This window comes from Lutimonas saemankumensis (assembly GCF_020171465.1).
Classification (GTDB): Bacteria; Bacteroidota; Bacteroidia; order Flavobacteriales; family Flavobacteriaceae; genus Lutimonas; species Lutimonas saemankumensis.
The window spans coordinates 39,924-58,404 of sequence record NZ_JAIUZR010000004.1 but is presented as its reverse complement, the minus strand read 5'-3'; the positions used below and the strand labels follow the sequence as shown (position 1 = coordinate 58,404).

The 18,481-nt window shown below is 37.7% G+C and carries 23 protein-coding genes; 12 read left to right on the top strand and 11 right to left on the bottom strand.

What is annotated here, in order from left to right; translation table 11 throughout:
• The first annotated feature begins 82 nt into the window (after positions 1–82).
• The 6 genes from LCM02_RS08130 (at position 83) to LCM02_RS08105 (ending at position 4,326) form a co-directional block, all read left to right on the top strand.
• On the top strand, positions 83–1,054 hold the full coding sequence (locus tag LCM02_RS08130) for a M23 family metallopeptidase (RefSeq protein ID WP_224927868.1): 972 nt from the start codon (positions 83–85) through the stop codon (positions 1,052–1,054).
• Entirely contained in the window at positions 1,054–1,383 is a 330-nt protein-coding gene (locus tag LCM02_RS08125; RefSeq protein ID WP_224927866.1) for a MerR family transcriptional regulator, read from the top strand. Before LCM02_RS08130 ends, LCM02_RS08125 begins: the two co-directional genes overlap by 1 nt.
• Before the next feature lie 15 nt (positions 1,384–1,398).
• On the top strand, positions 1,399–1,989 hold the full coding sequence (locus LCM02_RS08120) for a LemA family protein (protein WP_224927864.1): 591 nt from the start codon (positions 1,399–1,401) through the stop codon (positions 1,987–1,989).
• Positions 1,990–2,066: 77 nt separating this feature from the next.
• Entirely contained in the window at positions 2,067–2,504 is a 438-nt protein-coding gene (locus LCM02_RS08115) for a TPM domain-containing protein (RefSeq protein WP_224927861.1), read from the top strand.
• A gap of 64 nt (positions 2,505–2,568) precedes the next feature.
• On the top strand, positions 2,569–3,621 hold the full coding sequence (locus LCM02_RS08110) for a 2Fe-2S iron-sulfur cluster-binding protein (RefSeq protein WP_224927859.1): 1,053 nt from the start codon (positions 2,569–2,571) through the stop codon (positions 3,619–3,621).
• A gap of 27 nt (positions 3,622–3,648) precedes the next feature.
• Complete coding sequence (locus LCM02_RS08105; protein ID WP_224927856.1) at positions 3,649–4,326, top strand: LysE family translocator; 678 nt, start codon at positions 3,649–3,651, stop codon at positions 4,324–4,326.
• On the opposite strand, the gene LCM02_RS08100 is transcribed toward LCM02_RS08105, so the two are convergent.
• The 6 genes from LCM02_RS08100 to LCM02_RS08075 all read right to left on the bottom strand — a co-directional run bounded on the left by LCM02_RS08100 (position 4,323) and on the right by LCM02_RS08075 (position 9,052).
• On the bottom strand, positions 4,323–5,204 hold the full coding sequence (locus LCM02_RS08100; RefSeq protein ID WP_224927854.1) for a tetratricopeptide repeat protein: 882 nt from the start codon (positions 5,202–5,204) through the stop codon (positions 4,323–4,325). The two genes, LCM02_RS08105 and LCM02_RS08100, sit on opposite strands and share 4 nt — an antisense overlap.
• A 24-nt stretch (positions 5,205–5,228) precedes the next feature.
• Complete coding sequence (gene dut / locus LCM02_RS08095; RefSeq protein ID WP_224927852.1) at positions 5,229–5,669, bottom strand: dUTP diphosphatase; 441 nt, start codon at positions 5,667–5,669, stop codon at positions 5,229–5,231.
• Positions 5,657–7,111, bottom strand: a complete 1,455-nt coding sequence (locus LCM02_RS08090) for a lipopolysaccharide biosynthesis protein (RefSeq protein WP_224927849.1) — start codon at positions 7,109–7,111, stop codon at positions 5,657–5,659. The genes dut and LCM02_RS08090 overlap by 13 nt, the downstream gene beginning before the upstream one ends.
• A gap of 135 nt (positions 7,112–7,246) precedes the next feature.
• Positions 7,247–7,507, bottom strand: coding sequence for a 50S ribosomal protein L27 (gene rpmA, locus LCM02_RS08085; RefSeq protein WP_224927848.1), 261 nt, complete (start codon positions 7,505–7,507; stop codon positions 7,247–7,249).
• A gap of 24 nt (positions 7,508–7,531) precedes the next feature.
• Positions 7,532–8,038 (bottom strand): 50S ribosomal protein L21, encoded by a 507-nt coding sequence (rplU, locus tag LCM02_RS08080; protein WP_224927846.1) that lies wholly within the window; start codon positions 8,036–8,038, stop codon positions 7,532–7,534.
• Between the two features lie 144 nt (positions 8,039–8,182).
• Positions 8,183–9,052, bottom strand: a complete 870-nt coding sequence (locus LCM02_RS08075; RefSeq protein WP_224927845.1) for a DMT family transporter — start codon at positions 9,050–9,052, stop codon at positions 8,183–8,185.
• A gap of 67 nt (positions 9,053–9,119) precedes the next feature.
• On the opposite strand from LCM02_RS08075, the gene LCM02_RS08070 reads away from it, so the two are divergent.
• The 4 genes from LCM02_RS08070 (at position 9,120) to LCM02_RS08055 (ending at position 11,642) form a co-directional block, all read left to right on the top strand.
• Positions 9,120–9,512, top strand: a complete 393-nt coding sequence (locus LCM02_RS08070; RefSeq protein ID WP_224927844.1) for a heavy-metal-associated domain-containing protein — start codon at positions 9,120–9,122, stop codon at positions 9,510–9,512.
• Positions 9,513–9,592: 80 nt separating this feature from the next.
• Positions 9,593–10,318: a lipid-binding SYLF domain-containing protein gene (locus LCM02_RS08065; protein ID WP_224927843.1), complete on the top strand. Its 726-nt coding sequence runs from the start codon at positions 9,593–9,595 to the stop codon at positions 10,316–10,318.
• Positions 10,319–10,457: 139 nt separating this feature from the next.
• Complete coding sequence (locus LCM02_RS08060) at positions 10,458–11,132, top strand: hypothetical protein (RefSeq protein WP_224927842.1); 675 nt, start codon at positions 10,458–10,460, stop codon at positions 11,130–11,132.
• Positions 11,133–11,309: 177 nt separating this feature from the next.
• Positions 11,310–11,642 (top strand): hypothetical protein, encoded by a 333-nt coding sequence (locus LCM02_RS08055; RefSeq protein WP_224927841.1) that lies wholly within the window; start codon positions 11,310–11,312, stop codon positions 11,640–11,642.
• A gap of 25 nt (positions 11,643–11,667) precedes the next feature.
• Here the strand turns inward: LCM02_RS08055 and LCM02_RS08050 are convergent, their stop codons facing one another.
• From LCM02_RS08050 to mutY, 5 genes are read right to left on the bottom strand one after another with little or no spacing between them, the layout of a single operon-like run.
• Entirely contained in the window at positions 11,668–12,750 is a 1,083-nt protein-coding gene (locus LCM02_RS08050) for a COX15/CtaA family protein (protein WP_224927840.1), read from the bottom strand.
• Between the two features lie 17 nt (positions 12,751–12,767).
• Positions 12,768–13,334 (bottom strand): gliding motility lipoprotein GldD, encoded by a 567-nt coding sequence (gene gldD, locus LCM02_RS08045; protein WP_224927839.1) that lies wholly within the window; start codon positions 13,332–13,334, stop codon positions 12,768–12,770.
• Positions 13,331–14,641: a gliding motility-associated protein GldE gene (gldE, locus tag LCM02_RS08040; protein WP_224927838.1), complete on the bottom strand. Its 1,311-nt coding sequence runs from the start codon at positions 14,639–14,641 to the stop codon at positions 13,331–13,333. The genes gldD and gldE overlap by 4 nt, the downstream gene beginning before the upstream one ends.
• Before the next feature lie 33 nt (positions 14,642–14,674).
• Positions 14,675–15,112: a single-stranded DNA-binding protein gene (locus tag LCM02_RS08035; RefSeq protein WP_224927837.1), complete on the bottom strand. Its 438-nt coding sequence runs from the start codon at positions 15,110–15,112 to the stop codon at positions 14,675–14,677.
• Positions 15,113–15,153: 41 nt separating this feature from the next.
• Entirely contained in the window at positions 15,154–16,215 is a 1,062-nt protein-coding gene (gene mutY, locus LCM02_RS08030) for an A/G-specific adenine glycosylase (RefSeq protein ID WP_224927836.1), read from the bottom strand.
• Between the two features lie 121 nt (positions 16,216–16,336).
• Here mutY and LCM02_RS08025 point away from each other — a divergent pair, with 121 nt between their 5' ends.
• Both LCM02_RS08025 and LCM02_RS08020 read left to right on the top strand, forming a co-directional pair.
• Positions 16,337–16,627, top strand: coding sequence for an HU family DNA-binding protein (locus tag LCM02_RS08025; RefSeq protein WP_224927835.1), 291 nt, complete (start codon positions 16,337–16,339; stop codon positions 16,625–16,627).
• Positions 16,628–16,921: 294 nt separating this feature from the next.
• A complete protein-coding gene (locus tag LCM02_RS08020; RefSeq protein ID WP_224927834.1) occupies positions 16,922–18,460 on the top strand; it encodes an Rne/Rng family ribonuclease in 1,539 nt (512 codons plus the stop codon).
• The last annotated feature ends 21 nt before the right edge of the window (positions 18,461–18,481 follow it).

Genomic DNA, 18,481 nt, shown 5'->3' with positions numbered 1-18,481 from the left:
CATTGACAAAAAAAATGTAAATTTGTTTTTCATGCGACTGATACAGGGCTGTTTTAGTTGCAAAAATAGTATATTTCTAATTATGGCGAAGGTAAAATATTATTACGATGCAGATACCCTGTCCTACAGAAAAATAGAGCTTAGGAAGAGGGATAAATTCAGGCGTACCCTGGTATTTTTTACCGCAGCGGCAATTATGGGAGGCATCATGGTTTTTATCATGTACCAGTTTGTTGAATCTCCCCGGCAAAAAGTGCTGAAGCGTGAAGTAGAGAACATGAAGCTGCATTATGAATTGCTCGAAAAGAAAATGGCTCAGGCGGAGGAAGTTCTTGAAGGTATACAAACAAGAGACAACAATATCTATCGCACTTATTTTGAAGCAAATCCTATCCCCGATGAGCAAAGAAAAGCTGGTTTTGGTGGTGTGAACAGATATAAGTCAATGGAAGGGTTTGATAATTCCCAAATGATCATCGAAGCTTCGAGGAACCTGGATATATTATCCAAACAATTGTATGTACAGTCAAAATCACTTGATGAGATCATAAACCTTGCGGCTGACAAGGAGGAATTACTGGCATCGATTCCAGCCATTCAACCGGTCAGTAAAGAGGACCTTACCAGAATGGCTTCGGGTTTTGGCTGGAGGCTGGATCCATTTACAAAGGCACGTAAAAGACATAAAGGTATGGACTTTACTTCCCCAAGAGGAACTCCGGTCTATGCCACCGGAAACGGAAAAGTGATACGTGCTGATGCCGGATCATCTGGTTTTGGGAAGCATATAAGGATCGATCATGGATTTGGCTATGTTACGCTTTATGCTCACTTGTCAAAATACAATGTGAAAAGAGGGCAGAAGGTAAAGAGAGGTGACCTGATTGGTTATGTGGGAAGTACGGGACGTTCCCAGGCTCCTCATTTGCATTATGAAGTGAGGTATAATAAGAATCAGGTAAATCCGATTAATTTTTATTACGGAGACCTTTCTCCCGAAGAATTTCAGGAAATGTTAAAAATGGCCTCACAGGAAGGACAATCACTAGACTAATGCATATAGACCTACCAGACAAACGATATTATAAAATTGGAGAAGTGGCAAAAGCCTTTGGGGTTAATACCTCTTTGATACGATTTTGGGAGAACGAGTTTGATGTTTTAAAACCCAAAAAGAACAAAAAGGGAAACCGCCTGTTTACTCCTGAAGATCTTCAAAATCTGAAACTGATTTATTTCCTGGTGAAAGAGAAGGGATTTACCCTGGAAGGAGCAAAGAATAAATTGAAGGAAAATCCTGAGGAGGTATTTTCCAAACATAAAATCATTCAGAGGCTTGAAGAGGTCAAGAATGAATTAATTGCTATTAAAAATCAACTTTAATCTAAATATATTATTATGAAAAAATGGCTTCCCATAATTGTAATCGCCGTTATTATCATTGGAATATTCCGATGGGGTGTAGGTTTGAACAATACTATGGTGGAAAAGCAGGAAACTGCGAAGACCCAGTGGGCAAATGTTGAGAGTGCCTATCAAAGAAGGTCGGATTTGATTCCAAATTTGGTAAACACCGTAAAGGGATATGCAGATTTTGAAAAAGAAACCCTTGAAGGTGTGATTCAGGCCAGGGCAAATGCGACGAAAACAACAATTGATCCCACGAATATTACCCCTGAACAAATGGCGGCTTTTCAGGAATCTCAGAATAATCTGTCAGGTGCTTTGAGCCGATTGATGGTGGTTGTTGAAAGATACCCCGACCTTAAGGCAAATCAAAATTTTCTTGAACTCCAGAGTCAGCTTGAGGGAACTGAAAACAGAATCAATGTAGAACGAAACAGATTCAATCAGGTAGCCAAAGATTATAATGTTTATATAAGGAAATTTCCGGCAACAGTTGTTGCAGGGTTTTTGAATTTTGACCCAATGGCCTTGTTTCAGGCGGCACCTGGAAGCGAGCAGGCACCTACGGTTGACTTTAATTAACAGAATACAAAATCACATAAGGTCAAAGCCAGTTTTTGGCCTTTTTTAGTACCTTAATGTTTTAGTACCCAGATGTTATGGAAGTAGAAGAATTTTTAACGTCGGCCCAGGAAAATGAAGTAATCGAGGCTATTCGTGAAGCTGAGAAAAATACATCGGGAGAAATACGTGTACATTTTGAAAACGGACCCGATCACGATGCTTTGAAAAGAGCTCAAATTATCTTTCATGAATTGGGGATGGATCAGACTAAATTCAAAAACGGTGTTTTATTCTATGTAGCAGTTGATGACCATAAATTTGCCGTAATAGGAGACAGGGGAATTGACGAGGTAGTTCCGGATGATTTCTGGGAAAGTATAAGGGATGAGGTGATCTCAGAATTTGTCAGGGGAGAATATGCCAAGGGCCTGGTCATGGGTATTCTTCATGCCGGTGAAAAATTGAAGGAATTCTTTCCGGTATCTGATGAGGATAAAAACGAGTTGCCAGACGATATTTCAAAGAATCATTAATGATTAATTAGGCCCTTTAAACACAATCATTTTTGTATTTTTGCAAGAACTTTAATTTACTTAAATGTCAATATTCCATAAACTCCGCGTAAAGGAGGTAAGAAGGGAAACTTCAGATGCTGTTTCTGTAGCTTTTGAAGTCCCAAATGAGTTAGAAAATGAATTCAAGTTTATTCCCGGTCAATATATTACAGTTCAAAAGGACTTAGAAGGTAACCTTCTAAGAAGGGCTTATTCCATTTGTTCCTCTCCAAATAGTTCAGAATTAAGAGTTGCCATTAAGGAAGTGGAAAAAGGAAGGTTTTCTCAGTTTGCGAATAAGAGGCTTAAGGAGGGAGATCTCCTTGATGTTGCCGGCCCAGAAGGACGATTTGTTTTAGAGGCGCAACCCGAGGAAAAACGAGATTATCTTGCTGTTGCCGCAGGCAGCGGAATTACACCTGTCATTTCCATGATAAAATCGGTGCTGGAGGATGAGGGAGACAGCAGGTTTGTTTTGCTTTACGGCAGTAAATCAGGCGATAAAACTATTTTTAAGAAGGAGCTTGACGCCTTGGCTTCTCGCTATGAAAAACGCCTTAAAATCATATATGTTTACAGTCAGATTATAAGCGATAAGGCATTGTTCGGAAGAATTGACGGCACTATGATCAAGGAATTACTGAAAGGAGAATTTTCAGAATATAAATTTGACAATTATTTTATTTGTGGCCCTGAAGAGATGATAGATGCAGTTAAGTTGACATTGATTCAGCTGGGTGTAAATGAAGATGATGTAAAATTTGAATTATTCACAAGTACTTCGCACAAAAAGGAAATTAACAAGTCGCTTGACGGGAATGCTGAAATCACTGTGATTCTTGATGATGAGGAAACCACATTTCAAATGAGAAAGGATGAATTGATTCTGGACGCTGCATTGGTTAAAGGCCTTGATGCACCTTATTCCTGTCAGGGAGGAGTTTGCAGCAGCTGCCTTGCTAAGGTAATTGAAGGATCGGCGGTTATGGAACGAAACACCATTCTTGACCAGGATGAGATCGATGAAGGATTGATCCTTACTTGTCAGGCTCATCCAACTTCATCTCAAATAAAAATTGATTACGACGACGTTTAGATCGATATAATTGAATTAGATTTAACTATGTTCAATGAATATGTCAATGCGGTATTACTGGGTTTCGGACTCGCTTTTATGGTGGGGCCGGTCTTTTTTACGTTGATCGAAACCAGTATCACAAAGGGGATGAGAGCGGCAATCACCTTTGACATAGGAGTAATTCTTGCCGATATTATGTTTATTATAGTCTCCTATTTTGGCAGTATTACCATTTTAGAGCGAATTCAGGATGATCCGAGAATATTTATGGTTGGAGGATTGGCCCTGGTGAGTTACGGGCTCTATACCATCTTTTACAGAAAGACAAAGAAGATAGTTACCGATGAAGAACTGGTTGTTGTAGAATCCAATAATTACCTCACCCTTTTTCTTAAAGGATTTTTTTTGAATACGATTAACTTTGGTGTACTTGCTTTCTGGCTCGCCATAGTAATTGCCGTAAGTTCTAATTTTCAAATGGATACTGGAAGAGTATTCAAGTATTTCGTCCTGGTTATACTGACCTTTTTAATTACTGATTTTTTTAAGATCCTTGCCGCGAAGCAATTAAAGGCAAAACTCACCCCCGTGGTATTGAGAAAGATACGTCATGCACTTGGGGTGTTTTTTATCATCTTTGGAATTATTCTGGCTGCAAAGAGATATATTCCTGAAAAGACGATGGATAAAATAGACGATGTGATCGAAAAGGTAAGGTCTTAATTACTCTGCACCTTTAAATTGTACTTGTCGGCTACCTTGTGAAAAATATCAAGTTTGTTCTGATTTTTCAGATCCTTGTACATGTAACCAATTTTCTTTGCGGCATCCGCACGATAAGGTGAATTCTGATTGGTGTAAATTGTATATGCCCTTATCAGGTTGTCAAGTCCGGCTTCTTCCTGGTCCTGGGTGTAAAGGATCAATCCTAAGCCATAGTACCCCTCCGGATCGTCCGTGTAGATCTCAATAAATTTTTCATAATACACAACGGCCTTTTCATACTGCTGATTCAGATTGTAAGTTATTGCAATATTGAGCAAAGGAAGTCTTCCCTCAGGATAAATTTCAAGAGATTTCAGGTAAGCGTTGATCGCCTGCTCGTATTGTTTGTTTTTTCTGTAGCTGATACCGAGATTGTCCCAGGCAAAAGCGAACATAGGATCAATATCAACCGCTTTTGAAAATTTTAATATAGCATTCTCTGTGTCTCCCTGGTTTATGTATTCCATTCCATCATCATAGGCAAGTTGGGCCAGGACGTTATTTGAAGAAGCATATTTGAATTTCTTGTTCTCTGTAAAAGCAAGTTCTTTTAGGGGTTTACAATGCTGAACAAGATAATTTTCAACCATTTTGTAGTTGACTGCTTTTGATGAACTTGTATTATCTTTTGACTCATTTGTTGATGCTGTATTGGCATTTTCCAAAGAATTTGTGATACAGTCTTTGATCCTGTCATTTTTATCTTCAGAAGACAGTTCAATTTTTGCGATGCAGTCACAGGCACCGTTTACTGAAGTTAAAAGCTCTTCATTGTTTTGTTCCTGGGCATATCCGAGCCAGACAGAGAACAGAAAGATATATTTAATAATTTTCAAAAGCAGAATATTTAAGTCCAAATTTTAAATTCCAGTACTGCCGAAGCCACCGGATCCACGTTCGGTCTCATCTAAAACGTTTACTTCATCCCATTTAGTATGTGCATACCTTGCAATTATCATCTGAGCAATTCTGTCACCGTCGTTAATCGTGAAGTTTTCATTGGATAAATTGACCAAAATCACCCCTATTTCACCTCTGTAATCTGCATCGATTGTCCCTGGAGCGTTCAGGACGCTTATACCAAATTTAGCTGCCAGACCACTTCGAGGCCTTATCTGGGCCTCGAACCCGGGAGGCAATGCAATGTATAATCCTGTTTTGACGATATGCCGGTCCAGGGGTTTCAATACTACGGCTTCATTTAAAACCGCCCTGAGGTCCATACCCGCAGAAGCATTGGTTTCATAAGCCGGGGTAGGATGATTAGATTTATTGATGATTTTAATGGTTACGTTTTCCATATCTTTTTTATTTCAGTTTTTTGGGTCAGGATGATTCCGGTCAGAAAGATCAGAACAATTGCTACAGATGCAAGATAGTTGGCTCTAAAGTAATAAAATGAAATAAAACTTCCTGCTGCTGCCGAGATCAACGAGAAAAAATTAATTGATAAATTATAGGGTATGCGATAATATTTTCTACCATACAGGTAGCTTAATAAAGCCACCAGAATATAGGTTGCCAGCGTTGCCCAGGCCGAGGCCATATATCCGTACTTGGGGATGAAAACGATATTTAAACCAATGGTAAGTGCTGCTCCCAGTACAGAAAAGAACATTCCGTACCTTGTTCTGTCCGTGAGCTTAAACCAAACAGACAGATTGTAATAGATGCCCAGAAATAGGTTTGCCAGCAGAATGACCGGGACGATTTCCAGGGCTGAGAAATATACTGACCTTCCTAAAAGTAACTGGGCAAAAAGGTCAATAAAACAAACGATGATCACCATAAACAGAGATCCGAAAACCACAAACCAGTTCATGATTCTTGAATAGGTGATTTTTGCATCTGATTTTTCGGCCTGATTGAAAAAGAAGGGTTCGGCCCCCATCTTAAAGGCCATGATATAAAGGGACATAAAAACACCAAGTTTATAACAGGCGGCATAGACCCCCATTTGTTCTTTCCCCAGATACCGTGTAAGGAGTAATTTATCCAGATTTTCATTGGTAACATAGGCAAGGCCGCTGATCATGATTGGTAATCCATAGCCCAGCATTTTGTATAACAAAGCTCTGTCATAATTAAGTTTGAACTTGAAAACGAGTGGGAAAAGCAATAGAAATGTGATCACGCTTCCCAATAAGTTGGCCATAAAAATATAGAGTACAAGAGGCTGTTCATAAAAGCGGTCTGCTAAAAAACCCGGGACATAGTTACCATATTCCAGAGCGTTTGGAACGTAAAGAAGGAAATAAAGGTTAAATATGGCAAAAATGACAACGTTCAAAACCTTGTAAAAAGTAAACTTTATGGGCCGGTTTGTCACTCTTAAATAGGCAAATGGAATTACCAGAAGCGTGTCGAAGGTGGTTACAAGAATCAGGATCTGCAATGCCAGAGGACTCGTGAAACCCATATGAACCGAAAGCTCGTTACTGTAAAATAAGGCGAGGGACATAAAAGCCAGCGTCGTTCCGAGTAAGGTCAAAAAAGCGGTTGAGATGACTTTTCCTTTTTCCTTTTCGCCGGTGAAAAACCTAAAAAATGCTGTTTCCATACCATAGGTCAGCAATGCATTTAAATAAGCGGCATAAACAAAATAGATCGTGCTGTCTGCATAACTTGAAGAAATAAGGGTATGGGTATGAAGTTTTACAAGTACAATATTTATGGCTCTGGGTAAAACGGCGGCAATTCCGTAAATTATGGTATCCCTAAAAAACCTTTTTAATGTGCTCAACGTGTACTTGATTGAAAATCTTCAAACAAAAATATAATTTATGGCATATAAATGAAGATTTAAGGGTAAAATCTTTTAAAACAAAAAAGCCCTTGCATCTGCAAGGGCTTTTCAATGATTTATTCTCTGTATATACTAAGCTTCGATTGGTTCAATCGATACGTAAGACCTATTATCTTTCTTCTTAGTAAATTTAACGATTCCATCTACCTGTGCGTGAAGTGTATGGTCTTTACCCATATATACATTTTCACCAGGATGATGTGTTGTGCCTCTTTGACGTACTAGAATGTTACCAGCTAATGCGCCTTGACCACCAAAGATTTTTACTCCTAATCGTTTCGATTCTGATTCTCTACCGTTCTTAGAACTACCTACACCTTTTTTATGAGCCATGATCTACTATTTTTACTGGGTTAATTATTTTTTTGGGCTTTCCTTTTTAGCTGCAGGTTTCTTGGCTGCAGTCTTTTTTGCAGCGGCCTTTGGAGCGGCTTTTGCAGGAGCCTTAGTTTCTTTTTTAGCAGCTGGTTTTTTAGCAGCAGCTTCCTTTTTGGCAGCAGGTGCTTTTTCAGCTTTGGCTTCGTCTTTTTTAGCAGCAGCCTTTTTAGCTGGAGCCTTTACTGAAATACCATCAATCTGGATCTCAGATAAAAACTGACGATGACCATTTTTCTTTTTAAATCCTTTTCTTCTTTTCTTTTTGAAAACGATTACTTTATCACCCTTTAGGTGCTTCAATACCTTTGCAGTAACCACTGCATCTTTTATAACCGGGGCGCCAATGGTAACTTTTCCATCATTCATTAAAAGAACTTTGTCAAAAGAAACTTTTGATCCTTCTTTTTCTTCCAAACGATGAACAAAAACCTTTTGGTCTTTAGCAACTTTAAATTGCTGCCCTGCTATCTCTACAATTGCGTACATGATAAATGTTTTTGCTTTTTAATTTTAAATACTGCCCTTTTCATTTAGGCGGGTGCAAATATACATCTTTTTATTAAATAGGAAAAACTTTTTAAATTCATTATTTGAAGAAAAACAAAGGACAATCCTCTGGTTCTGAGCTTGTCATTTTCCTTTATTGGTGAGATAAACTCCAAATAAGATTATTAATCCTGCGATAATCTGACCCGGAAAAAGTCTTTCCCCGTCCAAAACTCCCCAAAAAATAGCTACAATTGGTATTAAATAGGTAACTGAACTTGAAAAAATAGGAGAGGATATGTGAATAAGCCTGTTAAACAGTGTTTTTGCCATTGCCGTTCCAAAAACAGACAATAAAATCAGGTAGCCAAGTGAACTTTTTGCCTGCATAATATAGGACGCTTTGAAGAAATCAGTGAACCAAAGCACAACTATTGCCGGGATAAAAATCACTACAAAATTTCCTGTTACAATGGTCAGGGCTGACAATTCACTCAAATGCTTTTTGATAATATTTACGTTGAACGCATATCCCAAAGAAGCAACAACTATGGTTAAAGCATAAAGGTAATTTTGATCCGGGTTGAGCTCGGCTCCTTTTAAAATAAGGAACAAAGCACCCAGCAAACCTATTATTACCCCGAGAAATTGTTTTCTTAAAAAGCTGAACCCAAAAAATACTGCTCCTACCAGGAGTGTATTAAGAGGAGTAAGAGAATTTAATATAGATACGATAGAACTGTCAATGTTTTCCACGGCATAGGCAAAAAGGAAAACCGGGAAAAATGTACCCAGAAGAGCTGTTAAAACAATATAGACCCATTCCTTTCGGCTTATTTGTTTAATTTTTTTCAAAGCGATAAGAAAAAGTGCCAATGCAGAGAAAATAATACGCAGGGCTCCAACCTGAACAGGGCTGAGATCTATTAATGCAAGTTTCATCAAAATAAAGGAACTCCCCCATATAAGAGACAGAACAATTAAGATAAACCAGCGCGACTGTTTGCTATTCATGGATCAATAGTTCTGATTGAAAATAATATCCGTATTTTTGTCTGATAATTTTTAAAAATCAGAGGTGGTGAAATTACACATTAAATATTTGTCTGTTGCCTTGTTTTTATTGTTTTTTATGGCATGTGATTCATCTAAGAAGCAAGGTCAGGATATCAGGGAAGAAGTCAAGAGTGAGGAAATTGCCGAAAATATTCAGGAGGTCAAAGTTGATATAAAAGGAATGACATGTGAAATTGGTTGTGCTCGATTGATTCAGTCTAAATTGTACAAAGCAGATGGAATTAGTTACGCAAAAGTATCATTTGAGGATAGTTCAGGGGTAGTTCGATTTGATCAGAACAAAATTGACAGCAAAAAAATAAAGGACATAATAGAAGGAACTGCCGGAGGAGAGATATATTCGGTAACTGGGATACAGGAAATTTCAATGGAAAGTCCTGTTGAAGACGCTCAGTAAATAATAAATGAATTGAGTTGCATTTCCGTGTTAAATGTCATTTCTTTGTAAATATACTTAACCTTTAAAGAATTAAAATTATGAAATTATCGAGAATATTTTTTACTCTCTTAGTTGTAATGGCAATCAGTTTTTCATGTAAATCTGAAAAGAAAGAAGCAGGTGAGGCTGCTGATACGGCTGTAGAAGAAACTACTGAGGCGGCGGAAGAGGTTTCCGAAGCAACGGAAGAAGAAACAACCGAGGATGCTGAGGCTGGTGAAGAAGCTACTGAGGAAGTAGCAGAAGAAGCGGTTGAGGAAGCTACAGCGGAAGAAAAGAAAATCACCGTTGTTTTTCCAAAAGACACAAAACTTCAAAATGAGGTGAAGGATGCAATGAAGGAATTGACTGCTGGTAATCCGGAAATGGAAAAACATTTTCATGATGCTTATGCCTTTGCGGTTTTCCCAAAAATTACAAAAGGAGGCCTTGGCATTGGTGGTGCAGGTGGACATGGACTGGTTTTTGACAATAAAACCGTAATTGGACAGTCTAATCTGGCACAGGCAACCTTTGGACTTCAGGCAGGTGGCCAGCAGTACATGGAAGTGATCTTTTTTGAGGATCAGCCAGCCTTGGATAGATTTACCGGTGGTAAGGTGAAGTTTTCAGGACAGGCCTCTGCTGTTGCCCTTAAAGATGGTGCCTCTGTTGATATCGATTATCAGGACGGGGTAGCTATTTTCACCAAAACAATTGGAGGATTTATGGCTGAAGCTTCTGTTGGTGGCCAGACATTTAAATACAAGCCGGGAATTAACTAATTCATCCTGAGAAGAATAAAAAAAAGCGCCTTTTGGGCGCTTTTTTTATTTGTTCATTTAATTTTTAACAATTCAATTCGCTTTTTGTTAAAGAAAGGTTTATTTTTGTTTGTATAGTTAACTAAATCGTTTTATTACAATGAAAATTTTAAAATTATTATTCGTATTTGCTTTGGTGAGTATGATATCGATTTCTTGCAAGGAATCTAAAAAAGAGGAAACTCAGGATGATGCTTCAACAGAAGTAACAGAAGAAAGTTCAGATGCTTCGGCTGAAACTGGCGAAGCTGCCAGCTATGATTCTGAAGAATCAGAAGATGATGCCGCTGCCGCTGGAGCCGCTGCCGCAGGAGCTGCTGCCGCTGCAGAAGGATCCGAAGGAGAAGCGGAAGCTGTGGAATCAGTAGAAGCGGAGACTAAAGACCTTGAGCCAGTTGCCGTTCCGGAAGGAGTAATTGCCGAAGAACTGGCTGATACACCCGTTATCTATCCTGGATGTGCCGCATCAACAACTGATGAGATCAGGGCCTGTACCAAAGAGAGTTTTATTGCTTATTTAAAAAGTGAATTTAATCACGACATTGCTAAAGAGGCCGGTTTGAAACGCGGAGATTATCAGATTGGGGTTGTTCTTCATGTGAATAAAGCTGGTAGAGTATTTTCTCTTAGGGTAACGGCTCCAAAAAAGGCTTTGGAAACTGAAATGGTAAGAGTAATAAATAGTACTCCAAAAGTTACTCCGGCAACCCATAAGGGAGAGCCTGTTGGAGTTAGTGCTAAGTTTCTTGTAGATTTTAGAGTTGAAAAACTTTAGGAGTAAGAAATTTAGAAACCCATGTCTGTAAACAATGGGTTTATATATCTTCTAAAAAAAAACCTGATTCTATATCAGGTTTTTTTCATTTAGTCCCTAATTATTTACATTTCTTCAGAATTTCTTCAAATTTGTTTCTTTATCTTGCGCCTTAATATTAACTTAAAATTAACAACTATGAAATTGATCAAAGGATTTTTTGTAATAGCAGTTCTAGCTATTTTAACTGTTTCATGTGACCAGACAAAAAAAGAACAAGCAACTGAAGCTGCTGAGCAAGCTGTTGAGGCAGTAGAAGAGGCTGCTGATAAAACTGCGGAAGCGGTAGAAGAGGCTGCGGATGCTGCAGAAGCAACTGCTGAAGAGGCTGAAAAAGTAATCGATTCAGCTGCTGCTGAAGCTGAAAAAGTTGTTGACTCTGCTAAAGCCATGGCTGACTCATCAATGAAAAAATGCGAAGGTAAATGTTCAAAGGAAGGTAAGTCCTGTGACAAGAGCTGTCAGGCTTAAACCATTTTTTGCATAAAATATAAAGCTACCCTTGTGGTAGCTTTTTTTTGCTCCAAATCGAAATTTTCTTTCTCAACGAATAATAAAGAAACAAAAGGCTGATCACATAAAGCAGCCCTACCAGCTGGTGCAAGGTCCCGTAAACGAGTGGAATTCCGGTTTTTATTTTTAAAAGAGTCATTATTCCTAAAAAAACCTGAAAAACAACAAGAACGTAGGATACGGTGAGCCATTTGATGGCACTTGTATGCACATGATTCCTTTTTTTATGATAGTAATATACAGTAAGTGCCAGGATAATATAGGCGAGTATCCGATGAACAAACTGAACTAGTGCAGGTGCAAAAGAAAAGGTATCATAATTGGTCATATTATCCCAGGTCCAGTTGCTGGCGTCAAGAAGGACAGCCGGAATAAAGGTTCCGTTCATTGAGGGCCATGTGGCATAGTATAATCCCGCTCTCATACCCGCCATTAGGCCTGCAAATACCAATTGTACAGTGGTGAAGGCCAATAGGATCATTACAAATTTTGTATGACCTTTTTTAGGCTTATTTTCCATAAGATAAACATCGGCAATGCATTTGACCATGGCACCAATAGTGGCTATGGCCAAAAGGAAATGAAGTGTTAATTTATAGGCATTAACCCAGGGTCGATCCACTAATCCGCTCATTACCATAATCCATCCCGCTGATGCGGTTAACCCGGCAAGAACCACTACAAGAAGGAGCCTCTTAACCAGAAAGGTGTCAATCTGCTTTCTGATCAGAAACACGACAAATGGAATCAAAAAGATAATTCCCAGAGCCCTTACCCAAAGCCTGTGAAAATACTCCCAGAAATAGATAAATTTAAACTGCTTTAAAGTAAAGTCAGAGTTTAGTTTATGGAACTGGGGTGTTTGCTTGTATAGCTCAAATGCTTCCAGCCAATCCGCTTTGTTCAGAGGCGGAATTACCCCTGTGATAATATCCCAACTTGTTATTGATAATCCTGAGCCGGTTAATCGAGTAATGCCACCAAGTATGACCTGTCCAATTAACATAATCAGGCCGGTCAAAAGCCAGAATCTGATCGTCTTTGTATATAAATATTGTTTTTTCAAGATAAACAGGATTTAAATTATTTGTTCTTCCATTGCATTGATTCGATCATTCTCATAATATCCTGTCGCAAATAATTTATTGCGGGTTTAATTGAATCATAATTGGGCTGAACGTTGAAGTAAACAGCTCCGGTAATAAAATTATCTGTGCTGTCAGTCACATGAAACTGGATAGGTGACGCAGCATTACCGGTTACCTCAAAAACTGCGCCATATACTCGTTTTTCTTCATTGGAATAGGGTATTGAACTAATGCCGTCGGCTTTTATGGTATGATTAAAAGTCAGTTTTTCCGCTTCTATCAATAATTCTTTTAAATTTCCTTCCACCGGCCTGTAAGTCATGTTTACAGATGCTTTTAGATCCGGATAATCAAGATTCGCCCAGCATTTATTGTTAATTCGTATTTTAGAATTCGTAGAAATTTCAAAAATATAGGGACAATCACTGTTGATCTCTTTGTATTCTGGTGTTGGATACTCCAATCTCAATTGGGCTTTGGGCTTCGGCAGGACTTCATCCTTGCAGGATGCTAAAAGCATTAAAAGCAGGAATAATACGGCACTCTGTCTTAACAATTTCATTTTATTGTTTTTTTTATCATAGGTAATGTGACCTTCACCTGTTTGATACGTTTTTTGTCAATTGCTTCTATGGTAAACTCGTATCTTTTATAGGTAATATGGTCGTTTTTTTTAGGAAACTTTCCGGTAATTTCCAAAATCAAACCGGCTATGGTTTCTGCCTCGAATTTCTGATCTTCAAAAAGGGTTTCGTCAATTTGTAAAACTTTATAGAAATCCTTTAATGTGGTTTTTGCTTCAAAAACATAGTTATAATCATCTAGTTTTGAATAGGACAGGTCGTTTTGATCAAATTCATCGGAAATGTCACCTACAATCTCTTCGATAATATCTTCAAGCGTAATAAGTCCTGAAGTTCCCCCATATTCATCTACCACAATCGCCATGTGGTTTTTCATTTCCTGAAACTCTTTTAAGAGATCGTCCAGCTTTTTATTTTCCGGGACAAAGAAGGCTTCACGTATGATCTTTCTCCACTGAAAAGTCTTTTTGTTAATATGTGGAATCAGATCCTTAGTATAAAGAATTCCGACAATACTGTCAATATTTTCATCATAAACAGGGATCCTCGAATGCCCTTTTTTAATTATTTTTTCTGTGACATCATTGAATTCTTCATCAGATGCCAAAGCAAAAATATCCATTCTTGGACACATGATCTGAGAGGTTTCAGTGTTTCCGAAATTGACAATACCCTGAAGAATTTTTTTCTCCTCTTTTGTAGTGGCCCCTTTCGAAGTCAACTCCAAAGCCTGTGATAAAACTTCAACGGAAATGTCTGAATTTTTTTTCCTCAATTTATTTTCAACCAGATTGGTGAGGTTTAGCATTGGATTACTCACAAAGGTAAGCATAGACCTAAGTGCTAACATTGGTTTAGCCATAAAAGATGCAAAGCCAAAGGAATTTCTTGTGGCATAGATCTTTGGGAGTACCTCACCAAATAACAAAATTAAAAATGTCACAACAACAATTTCAATCAGGAACTTTACAAGGGGAGAGGTGAGTCCCTGAAAATAATAATCACCCACATAGGTAAACAGCAGGATGAATAATATGTTGATGAAATTATTTGAAATAAGAATTGTGGCCAGAAGCTTCTTGGGATCTTCCAGTAATTGTTTTATATGATTGATATTGGAATCATCATCTTTGTCAAGATCGGATTTTGATAAGGAGAAAAAGGCTACTTCTGTCCCCGAAATTACAGCAGAAAGAATCAGTAAAATCAATAGTGCCAAAAGGCCAAGAGAGGCTTGCCAGTCAAAATCAAATGCCGAGAAGAAACTTGCGGGTTCAGGATCCAAAGAGTGATGGTTTAATTCATACTTTAACTAAGATCAAAATGGCAGATCATCCGAAGTATCGTTTACAGCACTAATACCTGGAGTCGTTTCTGCTTGAGGATCATGTGATGTAGCTGTCGTAGGGTTTGAAAGATCCTTTTTCGTTGTTAAAAAGGTCATGTCAACAGCGTGAATTTCTGTAGTATATCTTTTTGCTCCTTCCTGCTCCCACTGACGCGTTTTAATTTTACCTTCAACATAAACCCTGTCGCCTTTACTAAGAAATTTTTCACAAAGTTCAGCAAGTTTATTTCTTACAACAACATTATGCCATTCTGTCGTTGTAACCTTTTCTCCTGTTTGCCTGTTGCTGTAGGACTCATTTGTAGCAACGGGAAACCTGCCAATGCAGTTTCCACCTTCAAAATAATGCATTTTTACTTCATCACCCAAATGCCCGATAAGCATCACTTTATTCAATGAGTTTGCCATAAGATTCTAATAAGGATCAAAGATAATCAAAATGAAGAAATTCATGGATTAAGGCCTTTATATTTATCAACAAAATTCTGAATCAGAACCGGGAGGGCATAGTCATTGAGCTGCTCCCAGGACATGCCGTTTTCCATGATACTTTCGCTGTGAACGATCCAGAAAGTAGTGTAAAGCGTTTGATGTGACAATTTATGGACCACTGGAATCTGATTAAACTTTTTGATGTGAAAAGTGCCTGTAAAATTGAATTCTTTTTCAATGAAAGTTAGAAGATCTGAGGTATCATAAAGTTCTTCTGAGGTTTCCAAAAGGGGGAACTCAAACAAATTTTGCCAGATATCTTTATGAATTCGCTGTCTTATAAAGGTGTTTTCATTCTTGTCATTCAACACAAGAAAGTTAAAGAATCTGCTTTTTATTTTTAATGCCTTTTTCTTTACCGGCAATTCATCCACTCTGCCGGTTCTTAAGGCTTCACATCTGTTGTTGAACACGCAGCTGCTACAACTAGGGCTTTTAGGAGTACAAACCACAGCACCAAATTCCATAAGGGCCTGATTGTGGGTTCCCGGATCTTCCAGATTAAGCAACTCCTGTGCGAGTATTTTGAACTCTTTGACACCTTTGGATTCATTGATCGGCGTATCAATTCCAAAAACACGAGACAAAACACGATAAACATTTCCATCCACAACCGCATGCCCTTTATCAAAGGCCATTGAAGCTATGGCGGAGGCTGTATAATCGCCAATTCCTTTGAGTTTGATGAGGCTTTTATAATTGTCGGGAAATTTTCCATTATAAGCTGCAACAATTTCCCGGGCAGTTGAATGAAGATTCCTCGCTCTGGAATAATATCCAAGACCCTGCCACATTTTCAAAATTGTCTTTTCATCCGAATCTGCCAGAGCAAAAACATCTTTAAATTTGTCTGCAAATTTTTCATAATATGAGGTTCCTTGGGCGATACGAGTCTGTTGCAGGATTATTTCGGATAACCATATAAGATAGGGGTCCTTTGTTTTTCTCCACGGCAAATCACGTTTATTGATTAAATACCACATTATTAATGCGTTAGAAAATTTTTCATTTTGCCTCATTTTGCAATAGTACAATTTTTTTATCTAATTAAATTTTAATCATTTAGCTTTCCGAAATTGATTTATTGTATTATATTTGCCGACTCAAATAAGGAATTAAATAACGTATAAATAATTTAAAATGACAAAAGCAGAGATCGTAGCTAACATTTCAGAAAAATCTGGTATTGAAAAAGCTGATGTTTTAAGAGTGGTAGAGGATTTTATGGTAGAAGTAAAGGACTCATTGAACCAGGGAGAAAATGTTTATTTAAGAGGTTTTGGTAGTTTTATTGTGAAAGAAAGAGCTGAGAAAACTGGAAGAAATATTTCAAAGAATACGACGATTAAAATACCTGCTCACAACATTCCTGCGTTCAAACCTGCAAAAGTTTTTGTAGAGAGCGTTAAAAAAAGTGTAGCAGTCAAATAATAAAAATCTTATAATTCAGTTTATTATGCCAAGTGGTAAAAAAAGAAAACGCAGCAAAATTTCGACCCATAAGCGGAAGAAAAGAAGCAGACAAAATAGACATAAGAAGAAAAAGTAACAAATAGGTGAGCAATCACCTATTTGTTTTAAATTTTCAGTTTAGTACGTTCATTGACATAAAATTTGCTTAGGCAAATATGAGGTTATCAAGAATAACCACAACTATTTATTAATCAATCTATCCATTTGATGGTTTAATGATCATGGATGAGATAGATGCAAAAATATAACAGAGTGAAAACAGAATTAATAATAAGATCGAATTCCTCTGATATAGATTTTGCCTTATTAAGAGATGGAAAACTTGTTGAGTTACATAAGGAAACTTTAGACAATAATTTCTCGGTAGGAGACATTTTCTTGTCAAAAGTTAAGAAAACATTATCCGGCCTGAATGCAGCTTTCGTAAATGTAGGAAGTGAAAAAGATGCCTTTCTGCATTATCATGATTTAGGCCCACAATTATCATCTTTAAAAAAATATACTCATCAGGTAAGTACTGGTAAAAGAAAAGATTTTACCCTAAAAGGGTTTCGTTTTGAGAAAGATATTGACAAGCATGGCAAAATTGATGATGTCATAAAGGCTGGTCAAAACTTATTGGTTCAGGTAGTAAAAGAACCAATTTCTACCAAAGGACCCAGGATAAGTTCTGAATTATCCATTGCCGGTAGATATTTAGTACTGGTTCCCTTTTCTGATCGTGTTTCTGTGTCACAGAAAATAACGAACAACAAGGAAAAAGAACGATTAAAAAGGTTGGCTCAAAGTATAAAGCCAAAAGGATTCGGAGTAATTTTAAGAACAGTTGCACAAGGGATAAAAGTAGCAGAACTGGACAGAGATTTACAGTATTCGATACAGAGATGGGTCAATATGTGCAAACAGATACCAAGTGCAGAGGCTCCTCAAAAAGTATTATCCGAATTGAACAGAGCTTCATCAATTCTTAGAGACGTTTTCAATGAGTCTTTCACAAGTATAATTACAAATGATTTATCTCTTCATCAGGAGATACTTGATTATCTGGAAAGAATTGCACCGGAAAAAAAATCAATAGCGAAGCACTACAAATCGAGAGTGCCAATATTTGATTACTACGGTATTGAAAAACAAATAAAATCGGCTTTTGGAAAAACTGTTTCAATGCGTAAAGGAGCGTATTTGGTCATTGAGCATACTGAAGCATTGCACGTGATTGATGTAAACTCAGGAAACAGATCAAACAAAGCCAACTCTCAAGCAGATACGGCACTTGAGGTGAATCTGATTGCGGCCAGCGAAATTGCTAGACAGCTTCAGTTGAGAGACATGGGTGGTATCATTGTCGTAGATTTTATAGATATGCATATCGCTGATCACAGAAAAAAGCTTTATGATCATCTGAGGAAAGAAATGAGTAACAGCAGAACCAAACACAAGGTGTTGCCACCAAGTAAATTTGGTTTAGTTCAAATTACTCGACAGCGAGTACGTCCAGAGAGAAATATCAAAACGAAAGAAGAGAATCCAAACAAGAATGGAGAAGTAGAAGCTCCGATAGTTTTAATAGATCGAATAGAGTCCAAATTGGTTAAGATCATGGAAGAAGATAGAACAGGAATTGCATTACATGTGCATTCATTTGTAGCTTCCCATCTTACAAAAGGGATAAATTCAATCCAGATGAAATGGTTCTTGAAGTATAAGAAATGGATCAAAATAGTACCAAGAGATGCATTTCCGTATTTAAAATATGAATTTGTCGATCAGAACGATAAAATAATAAGGTAAGAATATATCATTAAGCCCCGC